This is a genomic window from Streptomyces sp. NPDC057877 (assembly GCF_042796855.1).
GTDB lineage: Bacteria > Actinomycetota > Actinomycetes > Streptomycetales > Streptomycetaceae > Streptomyces.
Map to the genome: position 1 here is coordinate 168,497 of NZ_JBHVMS010000013.1, position 20,469 is coordinate 188,965.

At 71.2% G+C, this 20,469-nt stretch carries 18 protein-coding genes and 5 pseudogenes; 15 read left to right on the forward strand and 8 right to left on the reverse strand.

What is annotated here, in order from left to right; all coding sequences use genetic code 11:
- Positions 1-298: 298 nt before the first annotated feature.
- Complete coding sequence (locus ACFVQG_RS33920; RefSeq protein ID WP_383391055.1) at positions 299-1,039, reverse strand: hypothetical protein; 741 nt, start codon at positions 1,037-1,039, stop codon at positions 299-301.
- Positions 1,040-1,530: 491 nt separating this feature from the next.
- On the opposite strand from ACFVQG_RS33920, the pseudogene ACFVQG_RS33925 reads away from it, so the two are divergent.
- A pseudogene (locus ACFVQG_RS33925) lies at positions 1,531-1,767 on the forward strand (RHS repeat domain-containing protein); the annotation flags it as partial.
- Positions 1,763-1,876 (forward strand): annotated as a pseudogene (locus tag ACFVQG_RS33930) (hypothetical protein); the annotation flags it as partial. The pseudogenes ACFVQG_RS33925 and ACFVQG_RS33930, both read left to right, overlap by 5 nt.
- A 141-nt stretch (positions 1,877-2,017) precedes the next feature.
- Here ACFVQG_RS33930 and ACFVQG_RS33935 read toward each other — a convergent pair.
- The 3 genes and pseudogenes from ACFVQG_RS33935 to ACFVQG_RS33945 all read right to left on the reverse strand — a co-directional run bounded on the left by ACFVQG_RS33935 (position 2,018) and on the right by ACFVQG_RS33945 (position 4,523).
- Entirely contained in the window at positions 2,018-2,806 is a 789-nt protein-coding gene (locus tag ACFVQG_RS33935; RefSeq protein ID WP_383391058.1) for a hypothetical protein, read from the reverse strand.
- Between the two features lie 490 nt (positions 2,807-3,296).
- Positions 3,297-3,608: pseudogene (locus ACFVQG_RS33940) on the reverse strand (MFS transporter); the annotation flags it as partial.
- Positions 3,609-3,746: 138 nt separating this feature from the next.
- Positions 3,747-4,523, reverse strand: coding sequence for an IclR family transcriptional regulator (locus ACFVQG_RS33945; protein ID WP_383391060.1), 777 nt, complete (start codon positions 4,521-4,523; stop codon positions 3,747-3,749).
- 70 nt (positions 4,524-4,593) lie between these two features.
- On the opposite strand from ACFVQG_RS33945, the gene ACFVQG_RS33950 reads away from it, so the two are divergent.
- The 7 genes and pseudogenes from ACFVQG_RS33950 to ACFVQG_RS33980 all read left to right on the forward strand — a co-directional run bounded on the left by ACFVQG_RS33950 (position 4,594) and on the right by ACFVQG_RS33980 (position 10,439).
- Entirely contained in the window at positions 4,594-5,754 is a 1,161-nt protein-coding gene (locus tag ACFVQG_RS33950) for a cupin domain-containing protein (protein ID WP_383391062.1), read from the forward strand.
- A 2-nt stretch (positions 5,755-5,756) separates the two neighbouring features.
- Entirely contained in the window at positions 5,757-6,584 is an 828-nt protein-coding gene (locus tag ACFVQG_RS33955; RefSeq protein ID WP_383391065.1) for a fumarylacetoacetate hydrolase family protein, read from the forward strand.
- A complete protein-coding gene (locus ACFVQG_RS33960) occupies positions 6,581-7,216 on the forward strand; it encodes a maleylpyruvate isomerase family mycothiol-dependent enzyme (RefSeq protein ID WP_383391067.1) in 636 nt (211 codons plus the stop codon). The genes ACFVQG_RS33955 and ACFVQG_RS33960 overlap by 4 nt, the downstream gene beginning before the upstream one ends.
- A 13-nt stretch (positions 7,217-7,229) precedes the next feature.
- The gene (locus ACFVQG_RS33965; RefSeq protein ID WP_383391069.1) at positions 7,230-8,498 is read left to right on the forward strand and encodes an FAD-dependent monooxygenase; all 1,269 of its coding nucleotides are present in this window, start codon (positions 7,230-7,232) and stop codon (positions 8,496-8,498) included.
- A pseudogene (locus tag ACFVQG_RS33970) lies at positions 8,495-9,256 on the forward strand (hypothetical protein). The gene ACFVQG_RS33965 and the pseudogene ACFVQG_RS33970 overlap by 4 nt, the downstream one beginning before the upstream one ends.
- A 213-nt stretch (positions 9,257-9,469) precedes the next feature.
- Positions 9,470-9,741, forward strand: a pseudogene (locus ACFVQG_RS33975) (3-oxoadipate CoA-transferase); the annotation flags it as partial.
- 89 nt (positions 9,742-9,830) lie between these two features.
- Complete coding sequence (locus ACFVQG_RS33980; RefSeq protein WP_383391072.1) at positions 9,831-10,439, forward strand: TetR/AcrR family transcriptional regulator; 609 nt, start codon at positions 9,831-9,833, stop codon at positions 10,437-10,439.
- A gap of 7 nt (positions 10,440-10,446) precedes the next feature.
- On the opposite strand, the gene ACFVQG_RS33985 is transcribed toward ACFVQG_RS33980, so the two are convergent.
- Genes ACFVQG_RS33985 through ACFVQG_RS34000 form a run of 4 tightly spaced genes read right to left on the reverse strand, consistent with a single transcriptional unit; the run spans position 10,447 to position 13,147 of the window.
- The gene (locus tag ACFVQG_RS33985) at positions 10,447-10,647 is read right to left on the reverse strand and encodes a hypothetical protein (RefSeq protein ID WP_383391075.1); all 201 of its coding nucleotides are present in this window, start codon (positions 10,645-10,647) and stop codon (positions 10,447-10,449) included.
- Positions 10,648-10,659: 12 nt separating this feature from the next.
- Positions 10,660-12,333: an FAD-dependent oxidoreductase gene (locus ACFVQG_RS33990; RefSeq protein WP_383391078.1), complete on the reverse strand. Its 1,674-nt coding sequence runs from the start codon at positions 12,331-12,333 to the stop codon at positions 10,660-10,662.
- Positions 12,330-12,518 (reverse strand): ferredoxin, encoded by a 189-nt coding sequence (locus ACFVQG_RS33995; protein WP_383391081.1) that lies wholly within the window; start codon positions 12,516-12,518, stop codon positions 12,330-12,332. The genes ACFVQG_RS33990 and ACFVQG_RS33995 overlap by 4 nt, the downstream gene beginning before the upstream one ends.
- The gene (locus ACFVQG_RS34000) at positions 12,515-13,147 is read right to left on the reverse strand and encodes a cytochrome P450 (protein ID WP_383391083.1); all 633 of its coding nucleotides are present in this window, start codon (positions 13,145-13,147) and stop codon (positions 12,515-12,517) included. The genes ACFVQG_RS33995 and ACFVQG_RS34000 overlap by 4 nt, the downstream gene beginning before the upstream one ends.
- 474 nt (positions 13,148-13,621) lie before the next feature.
- On the opposite strand from ACFVQG_RS34000, the gene ACFVQG_RS34005 reads away from it, so the two are divergent.
- Genes ACFVQG_RS34005 through ACFVQG_RS34030 form a run of 6 tightly spaced genes read left to right on the forward strand, consistent with a single transcriptional unit; the run spans position 13,622 to position 20,361 of the window.
- A complete protein-coding gene (locus ACFVQG_RS34005) occupies positions 13,622-14,596 on the forward strand; it encodes a phosphotriesterase (protein ID WP_383391085.1) in 975 nt (324 codons plus the stop codon).
- Between the two features lie 49 nt (positions 14,597-14,645).
- Positions 14,646-15,602: a phosphotriesterase gene (locus tag ACFVQG_RS34010; protein ID WP_383391086.1), complete on the forward strand. Its 957-nt coding sequence runs from the start codon at positions 14,646-14,648 to the stop codon at positions 15,600-15,602.
- A gap of 12 nt (positions 15,603-15,614) precedes the next feature.
- Positions 15,615-16,727, forward strand: coding sequence for an FAD-dependent oxidoreductase (locus tag ACFVQG_RS34015; RefSeq protein WP_383391089.1), 1,113 nt, complete (start codon positions 15,615-15,617; stop codon positions 16,725-16,727).
- A 4-nt stretch (positions 16,728-16,731) separates the two neighbouring features.
- Positions 16,732-17,655, forward strand: coding sequence for an alpha/beta hydrolase (locus ACFVQG_RS34020; RefSeq protein ID WP_383391092.1), 924 nt, complete (start codon positions 16,732-16,734; stop codon positions 17,653-17,655).
- 20 nt (positions 17,656-17,675) lie between these two features.
- Entirely contained in the window at positions 17,676-18,617 is a 942-nt protein-coding gene (locus tag ACFVQG_RS34025) for an MBL fold metallo-hydrolase (RefSeq protein WP_383391095.1), read from the forward strand.
- Between the two features lie 16 nt (positions 18,618-18,633).
- Positions 18,634-20,361, forward strand: a complete 1,728-nt coding sequence (locus ACFVQG_RS34030; RefSeq protein ID WP_383391097.1) for a CocE/NonD family hydrolase — start codon at positions 18,634-18,636, stop codon at positions 20,359-20,361.
- Positions 20,362-20,469 lie beyond the last annotated feature (108 nt).

Genomic DNA, 20,469 nt, shown 5'->3' on the forward strand with positions numbered 1-20,469 from the left:
TGCGTTGCTCGGCCGTGGCCAGGGGCGCGACTTTGTTTGCTGAAGTGCGCCAAGTGGAGGACGGCAGCCGCCGCCAGGAGTGTCGCCAGCGCCGCTGCTTGGGCGAGTGTGTAGGAACCTAAGCGATCGGTGACCGTTTGTCTTCAGTTCCGGTTGTGGACCTGCCTGTGGTACAGGTTCCCCGCTTCGTCCTGGTGACCGGGAAGCGGGAGTAGATGCGCGTACCCCTCACCGGATCCGGACGGCGTTGTCCCGTCCGGTGTCCGCGTCGTTGCCAGGGGTGGGGCAGGCTGGTGGTTCAGGGCTTCTGCCCGATTGGCCGGTCGGCGTGGTCCTCGGCAAGGTTGCTGATGAGCGCGAGCAGGGAGTCGGCTCGGTGGCGGTCTTCGCGCTGGTCGCGCAGGGCCTCGTCCAGTGCCAGGAGGCGGGTCAGGGTGGCCGGGTTCCGGTCCCTGACTTCGTAGAGCAGTGGTGCGGTGATCAGGTCCAGGCTTTCGGTGAGCAGCCGACGGGTGGCGGGGGAGGGCGGGCGGGGGTCGGGGGCGGCGAACCCCGTGGTCAGGTACCGGACCGGGTCGGTCAGGCTCCAGCCGACGACGGTGCTGTGCTGGACGAGGACCGCCACGTCGGGGGCGATGCCGATGCGGGCCTCCAGCGGCTCGTCCAGGACGTCGGGGTCGCGCAGGCAGGTCAGCACGGCGTCCCCGGGGGCGCGGCAGAGTTCTGTGGTCGCCTCCAGGCGGAAGTCCCGGGTCTCGTCCGGCCGCAGCCCGCCCGGGCGTACCGTCGGCGTGACGGGAACGCGGGCACAGTCTTCGGCGGAAGCGGACTCATAGGGCAACCGCAGCCCGGCGCTGACCAGTTCCCGGCTGCCCGGGGCGAACCGGAGCTCGTCGGGATCGTCCCACAGCCATTCCTGGCTGCCGAAAGTGTCCGCGAGGGACCGTTGCCATTCCTCCACGTCCGCGAACTCCGCGATGCGCACACATTGGCCCGGGAAGTCGAATCGCGGGGTGGTGCGCAGTGGATCGCCCGTCACCGTCGCATTCCAGTCGCCGTCGAGGGTGAGTCTTATGGTGAATGCCGCCTCATCGAATCTGCACTCCGGGAGCCATGTAGCCGTTCTTGGCTGGAATCCTGCCTTTCACCACGTCCGCGTGGGTATCCGGCCCACCGGGATCGGTGGGGAGGCCGCCAAGCGCTCGCACGCCGGAGTCGCCCCTGATGCCGGACGGGCCGTACGCCGTGATGACACATTGCCTGCCCCGGCGCCGCAGCCCTCCGCCACCACGATGTCCTCCCTCTGCCGGAGGATCAGCCTTCCGCTGCCCGCCGTTGAGTGGTACACCGGGTCAGGGCTCCTGAGAATCTTCCCGGGCCCGTTCGTCGCTGAATCCGTGCATGGAATCGGCGTGGTAGTTCCCGGCCTTTCTCATCCGGTCGCCCTGGGCTCTCTCGACTACCTTGTCCACGGTCTGGACGGCCCTTTTCCCTGGCCTGCTGGGCCTCACACGGGCCACGACACGCGTGGTGTGCGACGCGGCAGGACGGCCCGTGGAGGTCACCGGTCCCGGCGGTGCCGTCACCCGCACGGAGCGAGACGGCCTCGGCAGGCCGATAGGCATCACCGACCCGGTGGGCGGCGTCACCAGCTTCCGTGGCACTGACTGGCAACTCGCCCGACGCACCGGCCCTGACGGCGCCACTCAGTCGTGGACCTACGACGGCCAGGGCAGCTGCCCCGCCCACACCGACGCGTCCGGTGGCGTCTCCCGCTTCGGGTACACCCACTTCGACCTGCCGGTCGCCCTACGCGTACGACGCCGCGGTCAACGTCGCCTCCGAGACCGACTTCGACGGCCGTACCCTCACCTACCTGGTGGACGCCGCAGGTCGGCTCGCCGCCCGCGTCGACGCGCTCGGCGGGAACATCTCGTTCGAGGGCGGCCAGCTTGCCAGGTGGTCCGCGAGGACATCGACGGCCACATGCCGACCTACCGCCCCGTGGCTGTCGGCTTCAGCCCGGCTTGTGGCGGCGGAAGTCCTGCCAGGCCGCGCGTACGGCGGTCTGGAGTCCGGCGTCGTCGAGATCGCCGGGTTCCGCGAGGTCAGGGTCGACCGAGTAGTCCTCGAGGATCATGAAGATGTCGTCCAGGAGTCCGCCGAGGGGGCCTTGGACCCGCTCCCCGTTCGTCTGGGAGGTCCGGCGGGCGTCCCACCAGCCATGTGCGAAGTCCGGTGCGGCGCACGTCCCCTCGGTGAACGCCTCCAACAGCGCAAGCTGCTGTGCTGTCGCGCTGGCGGGGTCGACGTCGTCGGGCCGGGACCAGGCGCGGTGGCCGGGTGGGTGGGAGGCGGTGACGGACGCCAGTGAGGGGTGGCGTTCGAGGAGAGCGCGTGCGTAACGGCCGAAGCGTGCGCGTGCCGTCTCCGTGCCCTCGCTGACGGCCGAGGCCATGAAAGCGGTATTTCCCGCGATCAGTGCGTAGCCCTCCTCGGGAAAGAGGACGACTCCCTGCAGGTCGGGCGTGCGCAGGACGACCGGTGGACGGATGCCCGTGCAGTCCGCGTCGGCGGGAAGCCGGGATGTCGTGGCGGGAGCATCCGCGAGGTTCGTGGCGAGAAGGTTCGAGGCTCCCACCGCGCGACAGCCAGCGGTGATCCTGCGCGCCAGCGCCGCGTCGATGCGAGCGCCTACGGGTACCGGGGCCACCGCGTTCTCCCGCAGCCAGAACGATGTGAAGGTGCTGTCCGGATCGAGCACCTTCCGCAGGTCCGATGAGTCTCCGAGTTCTGGACTGGTCACCACGGAAACCCTTTGTCGATGATGCCTTGGAACTGTTTGTCACCCAGTTTCCACGCCGACCAGAACCTACCATCGGCGTGCAACATGACCATTTTCTGGGACGTTGGATCGATGAACCCGACAGCCGGTCCCTGGTTTCTGTAGTCGAACCGGTAGATTTTCGTCCCGTCCGCTGTCATGTACTCACGCATCGCTTCTTTCGAACCGTTGCAGGTTGGTCTTGTTCAGGTTTTCGGGACTGTCGAGGAAGTCACCCGCGTGAGCGTGGAACTTCTTGCTCATCACCTTCTGGCTGGTGAAGTCGGCCTTGTCCGCCCACGCACCGCGAGGGCACGGGGCGAGTCCTAGCGGGTCCGTCCAGGAATGTGGATTGTCGACGTAGGCTACGGGGTTGGGCGCGGGACCGAGTCCGAGTGGGTCCGGGGAGGCGAAGAAAGCCGCTCCAGAGCGCCACCGCGTGCGCGCGGTCCCGCATGCCGCGGGTGACGGCGGTGAGCGCGGTGAGCGAGCCGGGGAACATGGCGCCGACGCCCAGTCCGTTGAGGGCGGCGCCGACCCACAGCACCTGGACTGTGGGCGCGAGCGCGGCCACGGTGCTGCCCGCGACGACCAGGGCCGTGTCGGCCACGACGGGCCTGCGCCGCCCGAAGAGGTCACCGAGGACGCCGAAGGTGAATTCGAAGCAGACCACGGCGATCATGAACGCGGCGGTGATCCAGGTGAGCTGGGATCCGTGGGTGTTCAGGTCCCGCTGAAAGAGCCCGTTCAGCGAGGCTGGCAGCGCGTTCGCGACCTGGGCCACGAAGACGCGCCGCAGGCGGCGAGGACAGTGTTCCCGCGTAGCCCGGTGTCCGGGCGGTCCCCGCGGTTGGGCCCGGGGACGTCGTCGTCCCGTTGATTCTGTTCTTCGCGTGCAGCTGTGAGGCTGACGAGCCGGGCTTCACGGCTGGTCGGTCAAGTCCTCTTCAAGGGAGTGCGCCGCGGCCTCCAGCGTGGCGACCAGGGAGCGCAGGCGCCGCGGGTCGTAGCGCACGCTGGGCATCGAGACGGAGACGCCGGCCAGCGCGGTGCCGTCCCGGCCGCGCACCAGGACGCCGACGGCGACGAGACCGCGTTCGGACCGCTCCCGGTTGACGGCGAAACCGCCGCGACGCAGGCGCCTGAGCTCCGTCCGCAGCCGGGCGAGGTCGGGGCGGTCGGCCGGGCGGTCGCGGTAGCGCCCGGGGGCGTAGACCTTCTCCAGTTCCTCGTCGGCCAGGTCGGCCAGCAGGAGGAGTCCCGCCGTGGTCCGGTGGGCGGGGAAGACCATCCCCTCCCGGGACCCGACCCGAAGGGCCTGCCGACATTCGACGCTGGCGATGAACCGCGCCGTATCCCCTGTACGCACGATCAGGTTCGTCGTCTCGTCGAGGAGATCGACGACCCGGTGCAGGTGGGGGAGGGCCACCGTGCGCAGCCGTGACACGAGCGACTGGGAGTGGGCGGCCAGCTCCAGCACCGGGCCCGCGCGGTAGACGCGGTCCTCGCCGCGCACGGCGAAGTCCCGGTAGACGAGCATCGCCAGGATGCGGTGGGCCGTCGACCGGGCGACGCCCAGGCGCTCCGCGAGCTGCGCCACGGTCGCGCCGCCCTCCATCTGCAGGATGGTCGCCGCCCGCAGCGCGTGGTCCACGCTGGCGATGGGGTAGGGCGGCGGCGTCTTCAGTGGCTTGTCCATCGGTGACCTCTCGCATTCTGCTGTACAGAATCCATATGTTCCACCAGCAGACGCCATGCACGCTGGCTCCGTGACTGACACCTCCCTCACCCAAGACATCGCCACGGGCTCCCCGGTGCGGCTCCAGGCCGTCGCCGCGGAGGGGCAGCCCGAGGTCACCCCGGCGCTCGAGGAGCTGTACCGGGGCTTCGAGCAGGAACTGCTCATCCCGCTGTGGACCGAGATCGGTGACCTGATGCCGGTCCACCCGCGCTCGCGCGCCGTGCCGTACCTGTGGCGCTGGGAGCGGCTGCGCGAGCTGGCCGCACAGGCCGGTGACATCGTGCCGGTCGGGCGGGGCGGGGAGCGTCGTGCGATCGCGCTGGCCAACCCGTCCCTCGGCGGCAGGCCCTTCGCCACGTCGACGCTGTGGGCCGCCATCCAGTACCTCATGCCCGGCGAGGACGCCCCCGAGCACCGCCACACCCAGCACGCCTTCCGCTTCGTCGTCGAGGGCTCGGGCGTGTGGACGGTCGTCGGCGGCGACCCCGTGCCGATGAACCGCGGCGACTTCCTGCCGCAGGCCGGCTGGAACTGGCACGCCCACCACAACGCCACCTCCGAGCCGATGGCCTGGATCGACGGCCTGGACATCCCCTTCCAGTACGTCACCGAGGCGCAGTTCTTCGAGACCGGCCGCGACGAGATCAGCGACGCCGAGCGGACCACCCCCGAGCGCTCCCGCTCCGAGCGGCTGTGGGGCCACCCCGGCCTGCGCCCCCTGTCGGCCACGCCCGCCACGCCCGGCAGCCCCCTGCTGTCGTACAAGTGGGAGTACACGAACGCCGCCCTCGCCGACCAACTGCTGCTGGAGAAAAAGGGCTTCGGCGGCACCGTCGAGCCCGGCCACGCCGCCGTGCGGTACTCCAACCCGCACGACGGCTCCGACGTCCTGCCGACGATCCGCGCCGAGTTCCACCGCGTCGCCCGCGGCGCCGAGACCGCGCCGCTGCGCGAGACCGGCTCCTCCGTCTACCAGGTCTTCGACGGCTCCGGCGTGGTCACCGTCGGCGACAGGTCCTGGACGGTCACCCGCGGCGACCTGTTCGTCGTCCCGTCCTGGGAGCCGTTCTCCGCGAGGTCCGAGGCGGGCGCGACCGACTCCGACTCCGGCTCCCTCGACCTGTTCCGTTTCTCCGACGCGCCTGTCTTCGAAGCGCTGAAGCTCGACCGCACCCAGAAGGACGCCTGACCATGAAGCTCGCCACCCTCCGCACCGCCGACGGGACCCGGGCGGTCCGCCTCGACGGTGACACGCTCGTCGACCTCGGGTACGCCGACCTGGGCGAGCTGTTCGCCGAGGACGACTGGCAGGGCAAGGCCGCAGCCGCGTCCGGCACGGCCTACCCGGTCGAGGGCGCCGACTTCGCGCCGGTCGTCCCGAACCCTTCCAAGGTGGTCTGCGTCGGCCACAACTACACCAACCACATCAAGGAGATGGGACGGGAGCTGCCCAGCCACCCGACCCTGTTCCCGAAGTTCGCCGACACCCTGATCGGCGCGAACGACGACATCGCCAAGCCGGCCGAGACCGACACCCTCGACTGGGAGGTCGAACTGGCCGTCGTCATCGGGAAGCGGGTCCGGCGCGCCGACGAGCAGCAGGCCGCCGACGCCATCGCTGGCTTCACCGTCATGAATGACATCTCGCTGCGCGACTGGCAGTTCCGCACCATCGAGTGGACCCAGGGCAAGATCTGGGAGGCCACCACCCCGGTCGGCCCCTGGGTCGTCACCCCCGACGAGGTCGGCGGCGTACGCCCCGCGCTCGAGGTGAAGACGGTCGTCGACGGCGAGGTCATGCAGCAGGACAACACCGGCACGCTGCTGTTCGACCCGGTCTTCCTGGTGCGGTACATCTCCACCGTCATCACTCTGCGCCCGGGCGACATCATCGCCACCGGCACTCCGGCCGGCGTCGGCAACGCCCGCGACCCGAAGGCGTTCCTGCTGCCTGGTCAGACCGTGGTCACCGAGATCGCTGGCCTGGGCGCCTGCTCCAACAAGGTGGTCGAGGGATGACCTGCGCCCCGCGCACCCGCGACGACGCGCGCGCCTGGGCCCGTACCGGCACCGAGCTGCTGCTCGACGCCGTTGCGGGACTGGACGAGGATGCCTTCTCGGCGCCCAGCCTGCTGCCGGACTGGACGCGCAAGCACCTGGTGGCGCATGTCGCCGCCAACGCCGACGCCCTGGGCAACCTGGTGCACTGGGCTGCCACCGGCGAGGAACGGCCGATGTACGCCTCCCCCGAGGAACGCGCCACGGGCATCGCCAAGGGCCCCACTCTCTCCGCCGACGAACTCCGCTCCTGGCTGGCGGCCTCCGCGCACAAGCTGGCGGCGGGACTGGAGGGGCTCACCGACGAGCAGTGGGGGCGCGAGGTCGTCACCGCCCAGGGCCGTACCGTCCCCGCCACCGAGCTGCCGTGGATGCGCGCCCGCGAGGTGTGTGTCCACGCCGTCGACCTCGGCACCGGCGTCGTCACCTTCGCCGACCTGCCGAAGGGCTTCCTGACCGCGCTCGTCGCCGAGATCCGGGCGAAGCGCGGACTGGCCGAGCTGCCCGACGGCCCGCTGCCGGAGGCCGCCGCCTGGCTGGCAGGTCGGCCCCACTCGCTCCCCGGCGCCCCCGCGCTCGGTCCCTGGTTGTAGAGGAGTGCATCCCATGTCCCACCGTGATGTGATCGTCGTCGGCGGCGGTATCGGCGGCCTCGGCGCCGCCTTCTCGCTCACCCGCCAGGGCCTGAACGTCCGCCTGCTGGAGAGCGCCCCCGCCTTCGGCGAGGTCGGCGCTGGCATCCAGCTCGCCCCCAACTGCACCCGCATCCTCGACGACTACGGCCTCCTGGAGGAGGCCAAGAGCCTCGGCGTGGTCCCGGATGCGATGGTCATGCGCGACGCCGTCGACGGCGACGAGCTGACCCGGCTCGACCTGCGGCACCTGGAGCAGCGCTACGGCTACCCGTACCTGGTCATCCACCGCAGCGACCTGCACGGCCTGCTGCTGCGCGCGTGCGAACGCGCCGGTGTCGAGCTGACCAACGACGCGCAGGTGACCTCGTACGAGAACACCGGGGCCGGTGCCCGCGTGACCCTCGCCTCCGGCGAGACCCCCGAGGCCGGTGCTGTGATCGCGGCGGACGGCCTGCACTCCGTCGCCCGCAGGCTGCTCGTCCACGACGAGCCCGTCTCCTCGGCGTACGTCGCCTACCGCGGCACCGTCCCCGCCGGGCAGCCGCGCGTGACGTCCGTCGACCCCGGCGAGGTCGTGGTGTACGTCGGCCCCCGCTGCCACTTCGTCCATTACGGCCTGCGCGGCGGCAAACTGCTCAACCAGGTCGCCGTGTTCGAGTCGCCCAAGGCCCTGGCCAGCCGGGACGACTGGGGCACCCCCGACGAACTCGACGCCGCCTTCGCCGACACCTGCGACTTCGTCCGCGATGGCCTGCCCTTCATGTGGCGGGACAAGTGGTGGCGGATGTACGACCGCAACCCGATCATGCAGTGGGTGCACGGCCGGATCGCGCTGCTCGGCGACTCCGCGCACCCGCCGCTGCAGTACCTTGCACAGGGCGCGATCATGGCCATCGAGGACGGCTGGGTGCTGGGCGAGCACGTCGCCCGCCACCGCGCCGAGGGCGGCACGGTCGACTGGAGCGCCGCGCTCGCCGCCTACGAGGCCGTCCGGCCCGAGCACTGCCGACGCGTGCTGACCACCTCCCGCGCCTGGGGCGAGCTGTGGCACCTCGACGGCCTCGCCCGCGAGCAGCGCAACGCCCTGCTGCGCGCCCGCGACACCTACGACTACTCCTTCACCGACTGGCTGTACGGTCCGACCGCCCTGACGCCGGACCAGGAGCCGGAGATGTTCACGCCGATCCCGCTGTCCTCGGCGCCGGTCGGCGAGGCGGCCCTCGCGGGGGGCGCGGCATGAGCGACGCCCATCTGTACGCGGCGGCCCGCACCCCGTTCGGCCGGTTCGGCGGCGCACTCGCCGGGGTGCGCCCCGACGACCGCGCCGCGACCGCGCTGACCGGCCTGCTCGACAGGACCCCGGTCCCGCGCCCTGGAGTCGTGCGACGCCGACGTCGTCGTCGCGGGCGGCGTGGAGTCCATGATCCGCGCCCCCTGGGTGCTGCCCAAGCCGGACCGGGCCTTTCCCGCCCGCGACGTCACGGGCGTCTCCACCACCCTCGGCTGGCGGCTGGTCAGCCCCGCGTTGCCGAAGGAGTGGACGGTCTCGCTGGGCGAGCGCAACGAACTGCTCCAGCAGAAGTTCGGCATCTCCCGGGAACGCCAGGACGCCTTCGCGGCCCGCTCGCACCGCCTCGCGGCCGCCGCCTGGGACGAGGGCTCCTACGACGGCCTGGTCGTGCCGACGGACGGACTGCGCCGGGCCGACACATCGGCTGGGGCGATGTCGGCGCCGTCGAGCTGAACGAGGCGTTCGCCATGCAGTCGCTGGCCTGCGGGGACGCCTGGGACGTGGACCCGGAGATCGTCATCACCCGTGGCGGGGCCATCGCCCTCGGGCACCCGCTGGGCGCCTCCGGCGGCCGTCTCCTCGGCACCCCTGCCGAGGTGCTGCGGGAGCGGCGCGAGCGCTGGGGCGTCGCGGCCATCTGCATCGGCGTGGGACAGGCCCTCGCGGTCGTCCTGGAGAACGTGACAGGTGAGGTGGGCCATGGATGATCACGACCATCGCCGGGACCAGTGCCAGCCGGGGGGATCGACCCGGAAACCGTGGTGACGCCCGGCGTCTTCGTCGACCGACTCGTACGGGCCGAGGCCCGTCGGCTCACTGTGGAAGGGGCCCGCTGATGACGTCCTCCGTGCTGGAGCAGGCCGACCGCGCCCCGCTCACCACCGACGAACTCGCCGCGCGCATCACCCGCGCCATCCCGCGACCCCGAGGCGATCCCCGCCGTCGGCGGCGCCATGGACCTCGCCGTGGGGGCCCGGCACGGGCTGGTGATGTTGAAGCTGTTCACCCGGGACGGCGCGCCAAGCTGGTGCCCGCGTGCACGTACCCGCTCACCGGGCCCGGCTGCGTCGACCGCGTCTCCACCGACCACGGCGTCTTCGCCGTCGGCCCGGACGGCGTCCGGGTGCTGGAGACGTACGGCATCTCCGTGGCCGCACTGCGGGAGCGCCTGGACGTCGAGCTGACCTGCTGAGAGGCGGCAGGGCTTTACACGATGTCGTCCCCGCGGACTGTGCGTAAGCTGAGAGTGCGCCGTGCCGGGGCAGGGCTAGGATCTCCGGCATGGCGAACCTTCGTGAGGCACAGAAGCAGATGACGCGCCGTCTGCTGCTGGAGTCGGGACTGCAGCTCTTCAAGGCGAAGGGGTACGCCGCCACCACGGTGGACGACATCGCCACCGCCGCGGGCACCACACGCGTCACCTTCTACGCGTACTTCCCCACCCGCAGTGCGTTGATGCGGGCGCTCATCGACGAGCAGCTCAACGAGGCGCTCCAGCGCGTCCGCTCGCCCGAGCACGGCTCCACCGCCCAGGACCTGGTGACCACCGTCGCCGATGGGTCGGCGGAGGCGATCATGGCGTGGCTGCGCCGGACCGCCGAGAGCTGGCCGGTGATCCGCCCGATCATCCGCATCGGCCGTGACGCCGCGGTGATCGACCCGGACCTGCCCGACCTGGTGGAGCGCTGGCTGGAGGAGGCCATCAGCGACATCGAGGACGGCCTCACCGCGGCTGGCCGGTTCGCACCCCACCAGCGGCACTTCCGGGGCGTGCTCGCCATGTCCCAGCTCGACTACGTGGCCCAGCACTGGGACGGCTCCGACTGGAAGCTGACCCGCGACCAGATGCTGGAGGAGCTTGCCGACAGTTGGGTGCGCCTGCTGAACTGACCGGCGCTCAGAGCCCCGCCGCGACCTCCTGGAGCAGCGCCCGCAGCCACGCCACGAAGTGCTGGTCGGTCAGCCTCGGGTTCCACACCATGTCGATGCCGAGCCCGGGCAGCGGGAACGGAAACTCCTCGATGCGCAGATCGGACAGCCGCCGCATGGCGACGGCGACCTGGTGCCGCAGCAGCGCGACCCCGCCAGCGCGGGCCACCAGGATCGGAGATCAGCACCACGTCGCCGCCTTGATCGGTGCAGGTCGTCTCGGTCGGCACCGTGATGGTGCGCAGCCGCAGAGTGGTGTGCGGGGCGCGCTCCCGGACGAGCCGGGTGTCAGCCAGGGGCCGACGACGAACGCCGTGCTCGTCGTCATGGCGACCGTGATGATCCGGCCGTCCGTCGCCGGGTCGAAGACCGGGAAGTTCACGATGCGCGCCGTCTGCCGCAGGGCGCCGCGCAGCGGCCCCACCAGTTCCAGCGCGCGCGGCGTCAGTGTGACCCCGCTGCCCTGCCGGACGACCAGGTCGTCCCCGAGGAGGCGCCGCATCCGGGTCAGGGCGTGGCTCATCGCGGGCTGGGAGAGGCCGACGCGCTCCGCGGCCTTCGTCACCGACCGTTCCTCCAGGAGCGCGAGAGGGGGCACCAGGAGATTCAGGTTGACCGACGCCAGCCGGTCCAGGCCCGAGTTCGTGGTGCCCCGATCCTCCGCGCTCATGGGGGCGCAGCCTACGCGGCCGCCTGGGTCAACCGGCGCAGCCGGGGGATCGGTACGCGGTAGTCCAGGGCGACGACGTCGGCGGTGCCGTCGGCGTGCGGCCAGCGCATCAGAGCGGGTCCGCCGCCGGGCTCCCCGTCGACGTACTCCGGCTCGCCGTCCACGGGCAGGGTGCCGACCGCCTTCAGGCTCAGCCCGAACTGTTCCGTCCAGAAGTACGGCTGGAACCGCAGCGGCGGCGTCGCGTCCCCGTGCACGAGGGTCCGCGCCGCGACCGTCCCCGTGCACGAGGGCCCGCGCCGCGACCGTCGCCTGCTCGATCGCGCTGCTCCACAGGGGTACGCGGCGCCGCCCCCGCGGGGTGGGGAAGGCCGCGAGGTCCCTGACGGCCGCCACGTCGGGCGGTACGAGCCCGCGCGCGTCGACCTCGATGGCGCCCCGCGCGGTGAGCCCGGAGTCGGCGAGCCACTCCGTGTCGGGGACGTCGCCCGCGGCGGTGAGCACGACCTCGGCCTCCAGGACTCCGCCTTCGGCAAGCACGACCCTCGGCACCCCGCCGCCGCCCTCCAGCTGTGCCCCGGCGGTCTCCACGACCGTGAGTCCCCGCTCCCGCGCGGTCCGCACGAAGACGTCGGCCAGGTACGGGCCGACCTGCTGTCGCAGGGGTGTGCCCTGCGAGACGAGGGTGACCTCGCAGCCGGAGGTCAGGCAGCCGGACGCGATCTCCATGCCGAGCGGGCCGCCGCCCACCACGACGACCGACGGTCCGGCCGCCACTCGTCGGCGTAGGGCCAGCGCGTCGTCGAGCCCGCGCAGGGTGAGTTCGCCGGGCAGGGCGGACAGCCGCCGGGCCCGGGACCTGGTGGCCAGTACCAGCCGGTCGTACGGCAGGGCCGTGCCGTCGTCGAGGGAGACGAGCCTGCGGTCCACGTCGAGGCCGGTCGCCCGCACGCCGAGCAGTTCGGTCGCCCCGTGGCCGGGCGGCGGAAGCTCGTGCGAGGTCAGGTCGTCGCCGTCGAGCAGCAGCGCCTTGGACAGGGCGGGGCGGCTGTACGCGGGGTGCCGTTCGTCGCCGACGATGGTCAGCTCGCCGTCGAACCCGGCCTCGCGCGGCGTGTGGGCCGCGGTGAGTCCGGCGATGCCGTTGCCCACCACGACCACGCGCCCGAGGGGTGCGGTGCTCACGCGATCCTCAGGGCCGCGACGGGACACACCCGCACAGCGGCCTGGGCCAGGGCGGCGTCGGCCGCGTCGAACGCCTCGCGGTCCAGGACGAGTTCGCCCTCGTCGTCGAGGTGCGTCAGCTGAGGGGCGGCCTCCTCACACAGGCCGTGGCCCTCGCGGCGGGGACGGTCGAGAACGATCTTCATGCGGGGATCACCTCCAGGACGGGGAGTTGCTCGATGCTCCGGGTGGTGTTGCTGGGGACGCGGACCTCGGGTCCGGCGACGAGGCGTCCGACCCGGCGGGACAGCGCCCCGATCACGGCGTGGGCCTCCAGCCGGGCGAGCCCCTGGCCCGCGCAGCCGTGCGGGCCGTCGCCGAACGACAGATGGTCGACGGGATCGCGCTCGACGACGAACGCGTCCGGGTTTCCGTAGTGGCGCGGGTCGCGGTTTCCGGCGTCGAACAGGATCGCGACCTGCGCGCCCGCCGGGATCTCGGTCCCCTCGATCGTGACGTCCTGTGTGACGCGGCGGCCCCAGGCGTGGACGGGCGCCCAGAAGCACAGCACCTCGTTGGAGGCCGCGGGCACCAGCGAGGGATCCTCGCGGACGAGGGCGAGCTGGTCGGGGTGGCGGGTGAAGAGGGCGACGAAATTTGCCTCAAGGAGCCCCTCTCCACCAGTTCGGTGACCAGGGTGTCGGCCTTCGCCGTGATGGAGCCCTTCAGGCCGCGTAGCGCGCGGGGAGAGGTTCTCGGTGAGGGTGGCGCGCGACCGGGTGTGCGCGGGCGGGTCGGACGCCAGCGACGTGCCGGTCAGGGCCTCGTTGGCCATCGGATTGCATGCGATCGACGTCGAGGAGAACGACTCCCAGTCGGCGAGTGCCCGCGGATGATGTCGTACCGCGTCAGCGCGTAGACGGCGTTGTGCGGCAGGTGCACGACCGGGCCGTGTTCCCGCAACTAGGCGAAGACAGGGTACGGGTCGAGGACGACTTCGTCGGCGAAGAGGTCCACGTCGAGGGTGGGTGGGTGCTCATGCCCCACAGTGAAATGTCCGGACTCGCATCGAACAAATGAATGCTTGGCACGCTCCGGCATGCCCCGGCACGCTCCGGCATGCCCTGGCATGCACGGCGTGCGTGTCGCACGCCTTTCGAACTCGCGCAAGGGCTTCCGTGGCGCTCACGCCATGGCGCGTTGGTTTTTCATGATGTTTGTTTCATTGACGATGTGTAAAGCGAATGGTTACCGTGACGGCAGCCACAGGGTGCGTGGGCACCCCACACCGGAGATGTGAGGCATGCGCATGAGCGTCGAGAGCAACACCGTCAACACCGTCCTAGGCCCGGTGCCAGCCGCGGACCTGGGCGTCGTCTCGGTCCACGAGGCGCTGCTGTCGGTGGTGCCAGGTGCCGAACACGCCTACGACATCACCCTCGACCGCGCCGAGATCTTCCAGACCCTCGCCGCCAAGCTGAACGGTTTCAAGGCGCACGGCGGCGGCACGATCGTCGACAGCACCGGCATGTTCCACGGCCGTGACGTGCGGCTCTACGAGACGCTCGCCCGCACGACGGGCGTGCACATCGTCGCTTCGACCGGCCAAGGACCCGAGGACATGCTGGGCGGCTACTTCCGCACCCCGCAGACCAACCCGCCGACGCCGTGGCCAGCCGAGAAGTTCGCCGACCTCTTCACCAAGGAGGTCACCGAGGGCATGGTCGTCCCGCGCGTCGAGCGGCGCGGCGCCGCTGGCCTGGTCGCCACCGCCGCCACCCGCACCGGCATGACCGCGACCGACGAGAGCCTGTTCCGGAGTGCGGCCCGGACGGCGCTCGCCACCGGCGTCCCCGTCTCCATCCGGTACGGCAAGGACGCCCTCCGGGACCTGGACGTCGTCCTGGACGAGAAGCTGCCCGCCGACCGGGTCGTCGTCGGCGGGCTCGACCGCAAGGACGCCGTCGCCGCCGGGGCGTGCCTGGAGGTCGCCCGCCGCGGTGCGTACGTCGCGCTCGACCACGTCGGTACGCAGGACGAGGCCCACGTGACGGACGCCGAACGCGTCGCCCTCGTACTGGAGTTGGCCGAGGCTGGCCTGACCGGCCGGGTCCTGCTGTCGGCCGGTGCCACCGGCGTCGCCAAGGGCCACCCGGGCAACGACCTGCCGTACAGCCACGTCCTGACCGACTTCGTCCCGCTTCTCAAGGACAAGGGCCTCGGCGAGGACGTCGTACGGCGGATTCTCGTGGACAACCCGCGGGACCTGCTGTTGGTGCGCTGAGCGCCCCGGCGGATACGGCCATCAAGTCTCTTTCTCAAAGGTGAGTGTTGTGTCGAGAGTGAACACGGTCCTGGGTCCCGTCCCGGCCGAGGAACTGGGCATCGTCGCGGTCCACGAGCACATCGGGTACGGCATGCCCGGCTCCGAACTGGACACCAAGTGGTGGAAGACGCCCGAGCAGCGGTACGAGGAAACCGTCCCCAAGCTGCGCCGGTTCCACGAACTGGGCGGCGGCACGTTCGTCGACGCCACCGGCATCTGCAACGGCCGTGACGTCGACCACTACAAGTCCCTGTCCGCGAAGACCGGCGTGCACATCGTCGCCTGCACCGGCTTCGTCGGCGGCGACACCGCCCTGCCGCACTTCGCGAACGCCGACGTCGACTATCTGACGCGGCAGTTCGTCCACGAGATCACCGTCGGCATCGGCGACACCGGCAGCCTCGCCGGCGTCATCAAGGTCGGCGTGAGCCGGGGCGGCCGGATGACCGAGCTGGACAAGAGGATCTACCGGGCCGCCGCCCGTGCCGCCCTCGCCACCGGAGCCCCCGTCCTCACCCACCTCGCGATCGACGCCGAGAACGCCGTCGCGATCTTCAAGGAGGAGGGACTGCCCCCGCACCGCGTCCTGTTCGGGCACGTCGACGACGGCGTCAACGCCGACGTGACCCGCGACGTGTGGATCGCCGAGCAGGGCGGCCGCGTCGGCTTCGACACCTTCGGCTACGAGACCGAGCTGCCCGACCCGCCGTTCTGGGCCCGCCCCCGCAAGGAACGCCTCGACCACTTCCTGCGCTTCATCGACGGCGGCCGCCGGATCCACCAGGTCCTCGCCTCCGCCGACGCCAACTGCTCCCCGCTCGGCTGGCCCGGCGTCAAGGGGCACACCGTCAACTACATCTTCGAGGACCTCATCCCGGACCTCCGCTCCGCTGGCCTCGACGACACGGCGATCAAGACGATCTTCGTCGACAACCCCGCCGCCTTCCTGGCCCTCCAGAAGTAGAGAGAACCAACGATGCAGCTCTCGGACCTCAAGAACCTCAAGATCGCCGTCGTCGGAGCGGGGTACGGCGGCGCGGCCGCTGCCAAGGCGCTCAGCCTCCTGGGCGCCCGCGTGGACGTCTACGAGCAGGCCAGCCGGATCCGCGAGGTCGGCGCGGGCATCGGCCTGCGCCCCTCCACCATGAACCGCTTCCGCGAATGGGGGATCTTCGACGCGATCGCCGACGTCACCTCGCCCAGCGACTACTTCGAGATCCTCACCGCCACCGGTGACCCGATCATGAAGGAGGCGTGGCCCGCCGACGGCGAGCAGGTCCGCACCCACCTCATCCATCGCGGCGACTTCATCGACGCCCTCATGGGCGTGCTCCCCGAGGGCATGGTGCACCTCGGCCGCAAGCTGGAGAGCGTCGAGGACAAGGGGAAGGGCGCCGTCCTCACCTTCGCGGGCGGCGCCACGGCCGAGGCCGACCTGGTCGTCGGCGCCGACGGCATCAAGTCGGTCGTCCGCCACCAGCTGTTCAGCCAGAAGCCCCCGGTGTTCTCCGGCGAGCACGCCTACCGCACGGTGATCTCCACCGACGCCGCCCACGGCATGGCCGTCGACGACAACCTGCGCATGTACATCGGCCGCGGCACCAAGGTCTACCTGTTGCCGCTGCACCACCGCGGCCAGGTGTCCTTCGACATCACCGCCCTCAACCCGGACGGCACCTGGGCACCGCAGGTCACCAAGGAGGACCTGCTCAAGACGGTCGAGGGCTTCGACGAGCGCCTGGTGGCCATCACCCGCGACCTCGACATGGACACCGTGAACATCCGCGCGGTGTACGACATCGACCCCGTCGACACCTGGCACACGGACTCCGTCGTCCTCGTCGGCGACGCCGCCCACTCGATGCTCCACCACCAGGGCCAGGGCGCCAACTCGGCCATCGAGGACGGCGGCGCGCTCGCCGACGCCCTGCAGCGGGCCGACTCCCTGAAGGAGGCGCTCGCCCTCTACCAAGCCACCCGCAAGCCGGTGACCGACGAACTGCAGCGCATCTCGCGCCAGGGCTGGACCGAGGAAGAGATCAACGACGTCTTCCCCGGCCAGAAGCCCGCCGCCGCAGGACAGGAGTGACCCCGTGGCACTGCACCCCGAGATCGCCAAGTTCCTCGCCACCCTCCCGGCCCCGCCCGAGGGCCCGCTCGACCCGGTCGCGATGCGCGCCGCCGACGAGGCGCACGTCGCACCACCCGAGGAGCGCCTGCCGCTGCACGCCGTCGGGGACATGACGGCGACGACGCCCGCCGGCGACGTACCGGTCCGCGTCTATACCCCCGTCGAGGCCGAACACCACGGCGTCCTCGTGTACTTCCACGGCGGCGCCTTCTTCCTCGGCAGCCTGAACACCCACGACCACGTCGCCCGCTCGCTGGCGAAGGAGACCGGCCTCAAGGTCGTCTCCGTCGGCTACCGCCTGGCACCCGAGGCGGCCTACCCGGCGGGCCTCGACGACTGCTACGCGGTCGTGCGCTGGGTCGCGCAGGACGGCAACGGCCTGGACTGGGACGGCACGACCCTGGCCGTCGTCGGCGACAGCTCCGGCGGTACCTTCGCCGCGGCCGTCGCCGCCCGCGCCCATGACGACGGCTTCGACCGGATCACCCACCAGGTCCTCTACTACCCGTCGCTCGACCTGGACTTCGACGTCGACCGCTACCCGTCGCTGCGGGAGAACGCCGTCGGCTACGGCCTGGAGACCGCCGGGCTGAAGCCGTTCAACGCGTTCTACCTCGACAGCGGCGCCGACCCCGCCGACCCGCTCGTGTCGCCCATCAAGCGGGCCGACCTCACCGGCCTGCCGTCGGCCCTGGTCGTCACCGCCGAACACGACCCGATGCGCGACGAGGGCGAGCTGTACGGCGCCCGGCTGCGCGACGCTGGCGTCCCGGCGACGGTCAGCTGCTACGAGGGCGCGGGCCACGGCTTCGTCCAGCACTTCTCGTGGATCCCGGAGTACCACCGGGTCTTCGAGGAGACCGCCGCCTTCCTCGGCCGACGCTGAACCGGCATGGAGGGGACACCATGACGCACGACCCGGTCGCCGTCCACCCCCTGGTCTCGCCCTGGGGCCGGTTCGGGCTGTACAGCTTCTTCATCGACGCGCCCGAACCGGCGATCGTCGACACCGGGATCGCCTCCTCGCCCGCCGAGGGCATGGCCCCGGCGCTCGAGGCGATCGGACGCCGGATCGAGGACGTACGGTGGATCCTGCTGACGCACGGTCACATCGATCACGTCGGCGGTGCGCACGCCCTGTGGGAGCGCACAGGACGCCGCGCCCGGGTCGTGATCCACGAGGCCGACGCACCGATGCTCCGCTCGCGCCGCGCGCACGTCGAGGAGTACCTCGCCGGACGAGGCCGGTACCTGGCCGACCCCGACGGCGAGGCCAGGGTGACGGCCGCCGCGAACGCCGTCATCTCCGGCGAGATGGAGCCCTCCCTGCTGGTGAAGGGCGGCGAGACGCTGTCTCTCGGCGGTGACGTCACCGTGTCGGTGCACGCGATCCCCGGCCACACACCGGGCTCCGTCGGGTACGTCGTCGACGGGCAGCGCTCCGTCTTCACCGGCGACGCCGTCCAGGTCCACGGCGCCGCCAACGCCTTCCCCGGCTACACGGACCCCGCGGCCTACCGGGGAAGCCTGGAGCACCTGCGCGACGAGGTCCGCCCGCGCCACCTCTACCTGGGGCACCCCTACCGCCGCGCCGACGGCACCCCGTACGGCGTCGCACTCGACGAGACGCAGGCCCGGGAGGCCATCACCCAGAGTCTGGACATCGAGGAGCGGGTCGCCACGGCCGCCTGCGGATGCCTGGCCGCGGGCCTGCGGCGGACGGACTCCCCGTACTCGCCGTTCGGCCCCGCCGCCGAGGAACTCGGCTACACCGGCGACCCCACGCTGGAGCCGTCGCCGTTCTTCACCTCGATGCACGGCTACCGCCTGCGCAACCAGAACTCGTGACTCAGGAGCACCCCTCATGACCGACCCCCAGACGATCCGCGCGGGCGCACGGAGCATCGCCGTCCGCAAGGACCTCCGTGTCCCGATGCGCGACGGCGTGACCCTCGCGGCCGACACCTACAGCGGCGTCGACGACACCCCACGGCCCGCGCTCGTGGCCCTGAGCCCGTACGGCAAGGAGCTCCAGGCCCTCGCGCTGACCACCCCGCCGCAGCGTCGGCCCAGCCCCATGTGGGACGGCTGCATCGAGGCCGGCGACATCGCGCGCGTCGTCGAGGAGGGGTACGTCCACGTCATCGGCGACCTGCGGGGCTCCGGCGCCTCCGAGGGCGAGCACATCGGCAACTACAACGCCGGAGGTGTCTCGTTGGGCCAGGACGCCTACGACTTCATCGAGTGGGTCGCGGCCCAGCCCTGGTGCGACGGCAACGTCGGCATGATCGGCATCTCCTACTTCGGCTCGATGCAGGTACTGGCCGCCGCCGAGCGCCCACCGTCCCTCAAGGCGATCTTCGTCAGCGGTGGCCACTACGACTTCTACGAGACCACGTACCACGGCGGCGTCATGTGGTTCATGCCCCGCGCCGCCCGCGAGGGCCGCGGCGGCGACTCCGGCTGGGCCTTCACCGACGGGGTCAAGTCCCGCATGCTGGAGACGTATTCACCCGCGGAGATCAGGAAGCGGGTCGCCGAACGCCTGAAGGACCCGGACGTGGCCGCCTGGCCCAACCTGGTCCATGTCCTCAACTACCCCAGGAACCACGAGGCGTGGTTCGACATCGTGATGAACGACCTCGACGGCGAGTGGTACGAGGAGCGCAACCCGATCACCCTCGCGCCGAGCATCGACATCCCGGTCTGGCTCCAGATCGACCAGGGCCGTGGCTGGACGATGGACGGCACCATCGAGCTGTTCCACGCGCTCAAGGGCCCCAAGAAGCTCGACATCGGCCCCTACCCGCCCATGCAGTCGCGGCCCTTCATCGAGGAGCACGACAAGATGTTCCGCTGGTACGAGTACTGGCTGAAGGGCGTCGACAACGGGATCATGGACGAGCCGACGGTGACCGTGCACGTCGAGGGCTCCCGGCAGTACGTCACCGGCGCCCAGTGGCCGCCGAAGGAGGTCGAGTACCGCCCGCTCTATCTGCGCCCCCGGCACAGGCTGTCCTTCGAGCCCGAGGCGATGGGCGCCGAGCACGCCGTGCCCGACGGCTTCTACCAGGCGCCGCTGACCGTCACCCACAAGGTGGAGATCCTCAGCTGGTCCACCGAGCCGTTCACCGAGCCCACCGAGATGATCGGCCAGGGCGCGGCACACCTGTTCGCCGAGATCGACCAGCCCGACACCAACTTCATCCTGCGCATGTGGGACGAGGCCCCCGGCGGCAGGCGGCAGCTCATCACGACCGCCTACCTCAAGGCGTCGCACCGCGAACTGGACGAGGAGCGCACCACCGAGGGCGACCCGCACCACCCGCACGTCCGAGCGGTGCCGGTCGAACCGGGGAAGATCGAGGAGTACGTGCTGCGGGTCTACCCGTTCGCGGCAACCTTCCTGCCGGGGCACCGGCTGGTCGTGGAACTGTCCAACGACGAGCCGTTGGCCGACGAGCACAACGCGCTGTTGCCGCCGGACGCCTTCCACCTGCCGGTGGGCCGTCCCGTCACCCACAAGATCTACCGGGACGCCGCGCACCCGTCCCGGCTGGTGCTGCCGTTCACGACCCCGGCTCGGCAGTGAGCCTCTTCCACCTCATGCTGGTGGTGCAGCGGGGCCTTCGCGGCTCGATGGGGCCGAGGGGTACGCAGGCGTGGAAGAGTTGGCGGTCGCCCGATGTCAGGGCCGCTG

Coding starts and splice junctions, on each gene's coding strand:
- ACFVQG_RS34005 (WP_383391085.1), top strand. CDS start 13,622: ATGAGCGTCGAGAGCAACACCGTCAACACCGTCCTAGGCCCGGTGCCA.
- ACFVQG_RS33980 (WP_383391072.1), top strand. CDS start 9,831: ATGGCGAACCTTCGTGAGGCACAGAAGCAGATGACGCGCCGTCTGCTG.
- ACFVQG_RS34015 (WP_383391089.1), top strand. CDS start 15,615: ATGCAGCTCTCGGACCTCAAGAACCTCAAGATCGCCGTCGTCGGAGCG.
- ACFVQG_RS33995 (WP_383391081.1), bottom strand. CDS start 12,518: ATGAAGATCGTTCTCGACCGTCCCCGCCGCGAGGGCCACGGCCTGTGT.
- ACFVQG_RS33945 (WP_383391060.1), bottom strand. CDS start 4,523: ATGGACAAGCCACTGAAGACGCCGCCGCCCTACCCCATCGCCAGCGTG.
- ACFVQG_RS33960 (WP_383391067.1), top strand. CDS start 6,581: ATGACCTGCGCCCCGCGCACCCGCGACGACGCGCGCGCCTGGGCCCGT.
- ACFVQG_RS34000 (WP_383391083.1), bottom strand. CDS start 13,147: ATGGCCAACGAGGCCCTGACCGGCACGTCGCTGGCGTCCGACCCGCCC.
- ACFVQG_RS34025 (WP_383391095.1), top strand. CDS start 17,676: ATGACGCACGACCCGGTCGCCGTCCACCCCCTGGTCTCGCCCTGGGGC.
- ACFVQG_RS33955 (WP_383391065.1), top strand. CDS start 5,757: ATGAAGCTCGCCACCCTCCGCACCGCCGACGGGACCCGGGCGGTCCGC.
- ACFVQG_RS34030 (WP_383391097.1), top strand. CDS start 18,634: ATGACCGACCCCCAGACGATCCGCGCGGGCGCACGGAGCATCGCCGTC.
- ACFVQG_RS33965 (WP_383391069.1), top strand. CDS start 7,230: ATGTCCCACCGTGATGTGATCGTCGTCGGCGGCGGTATCGGCGGCCTC.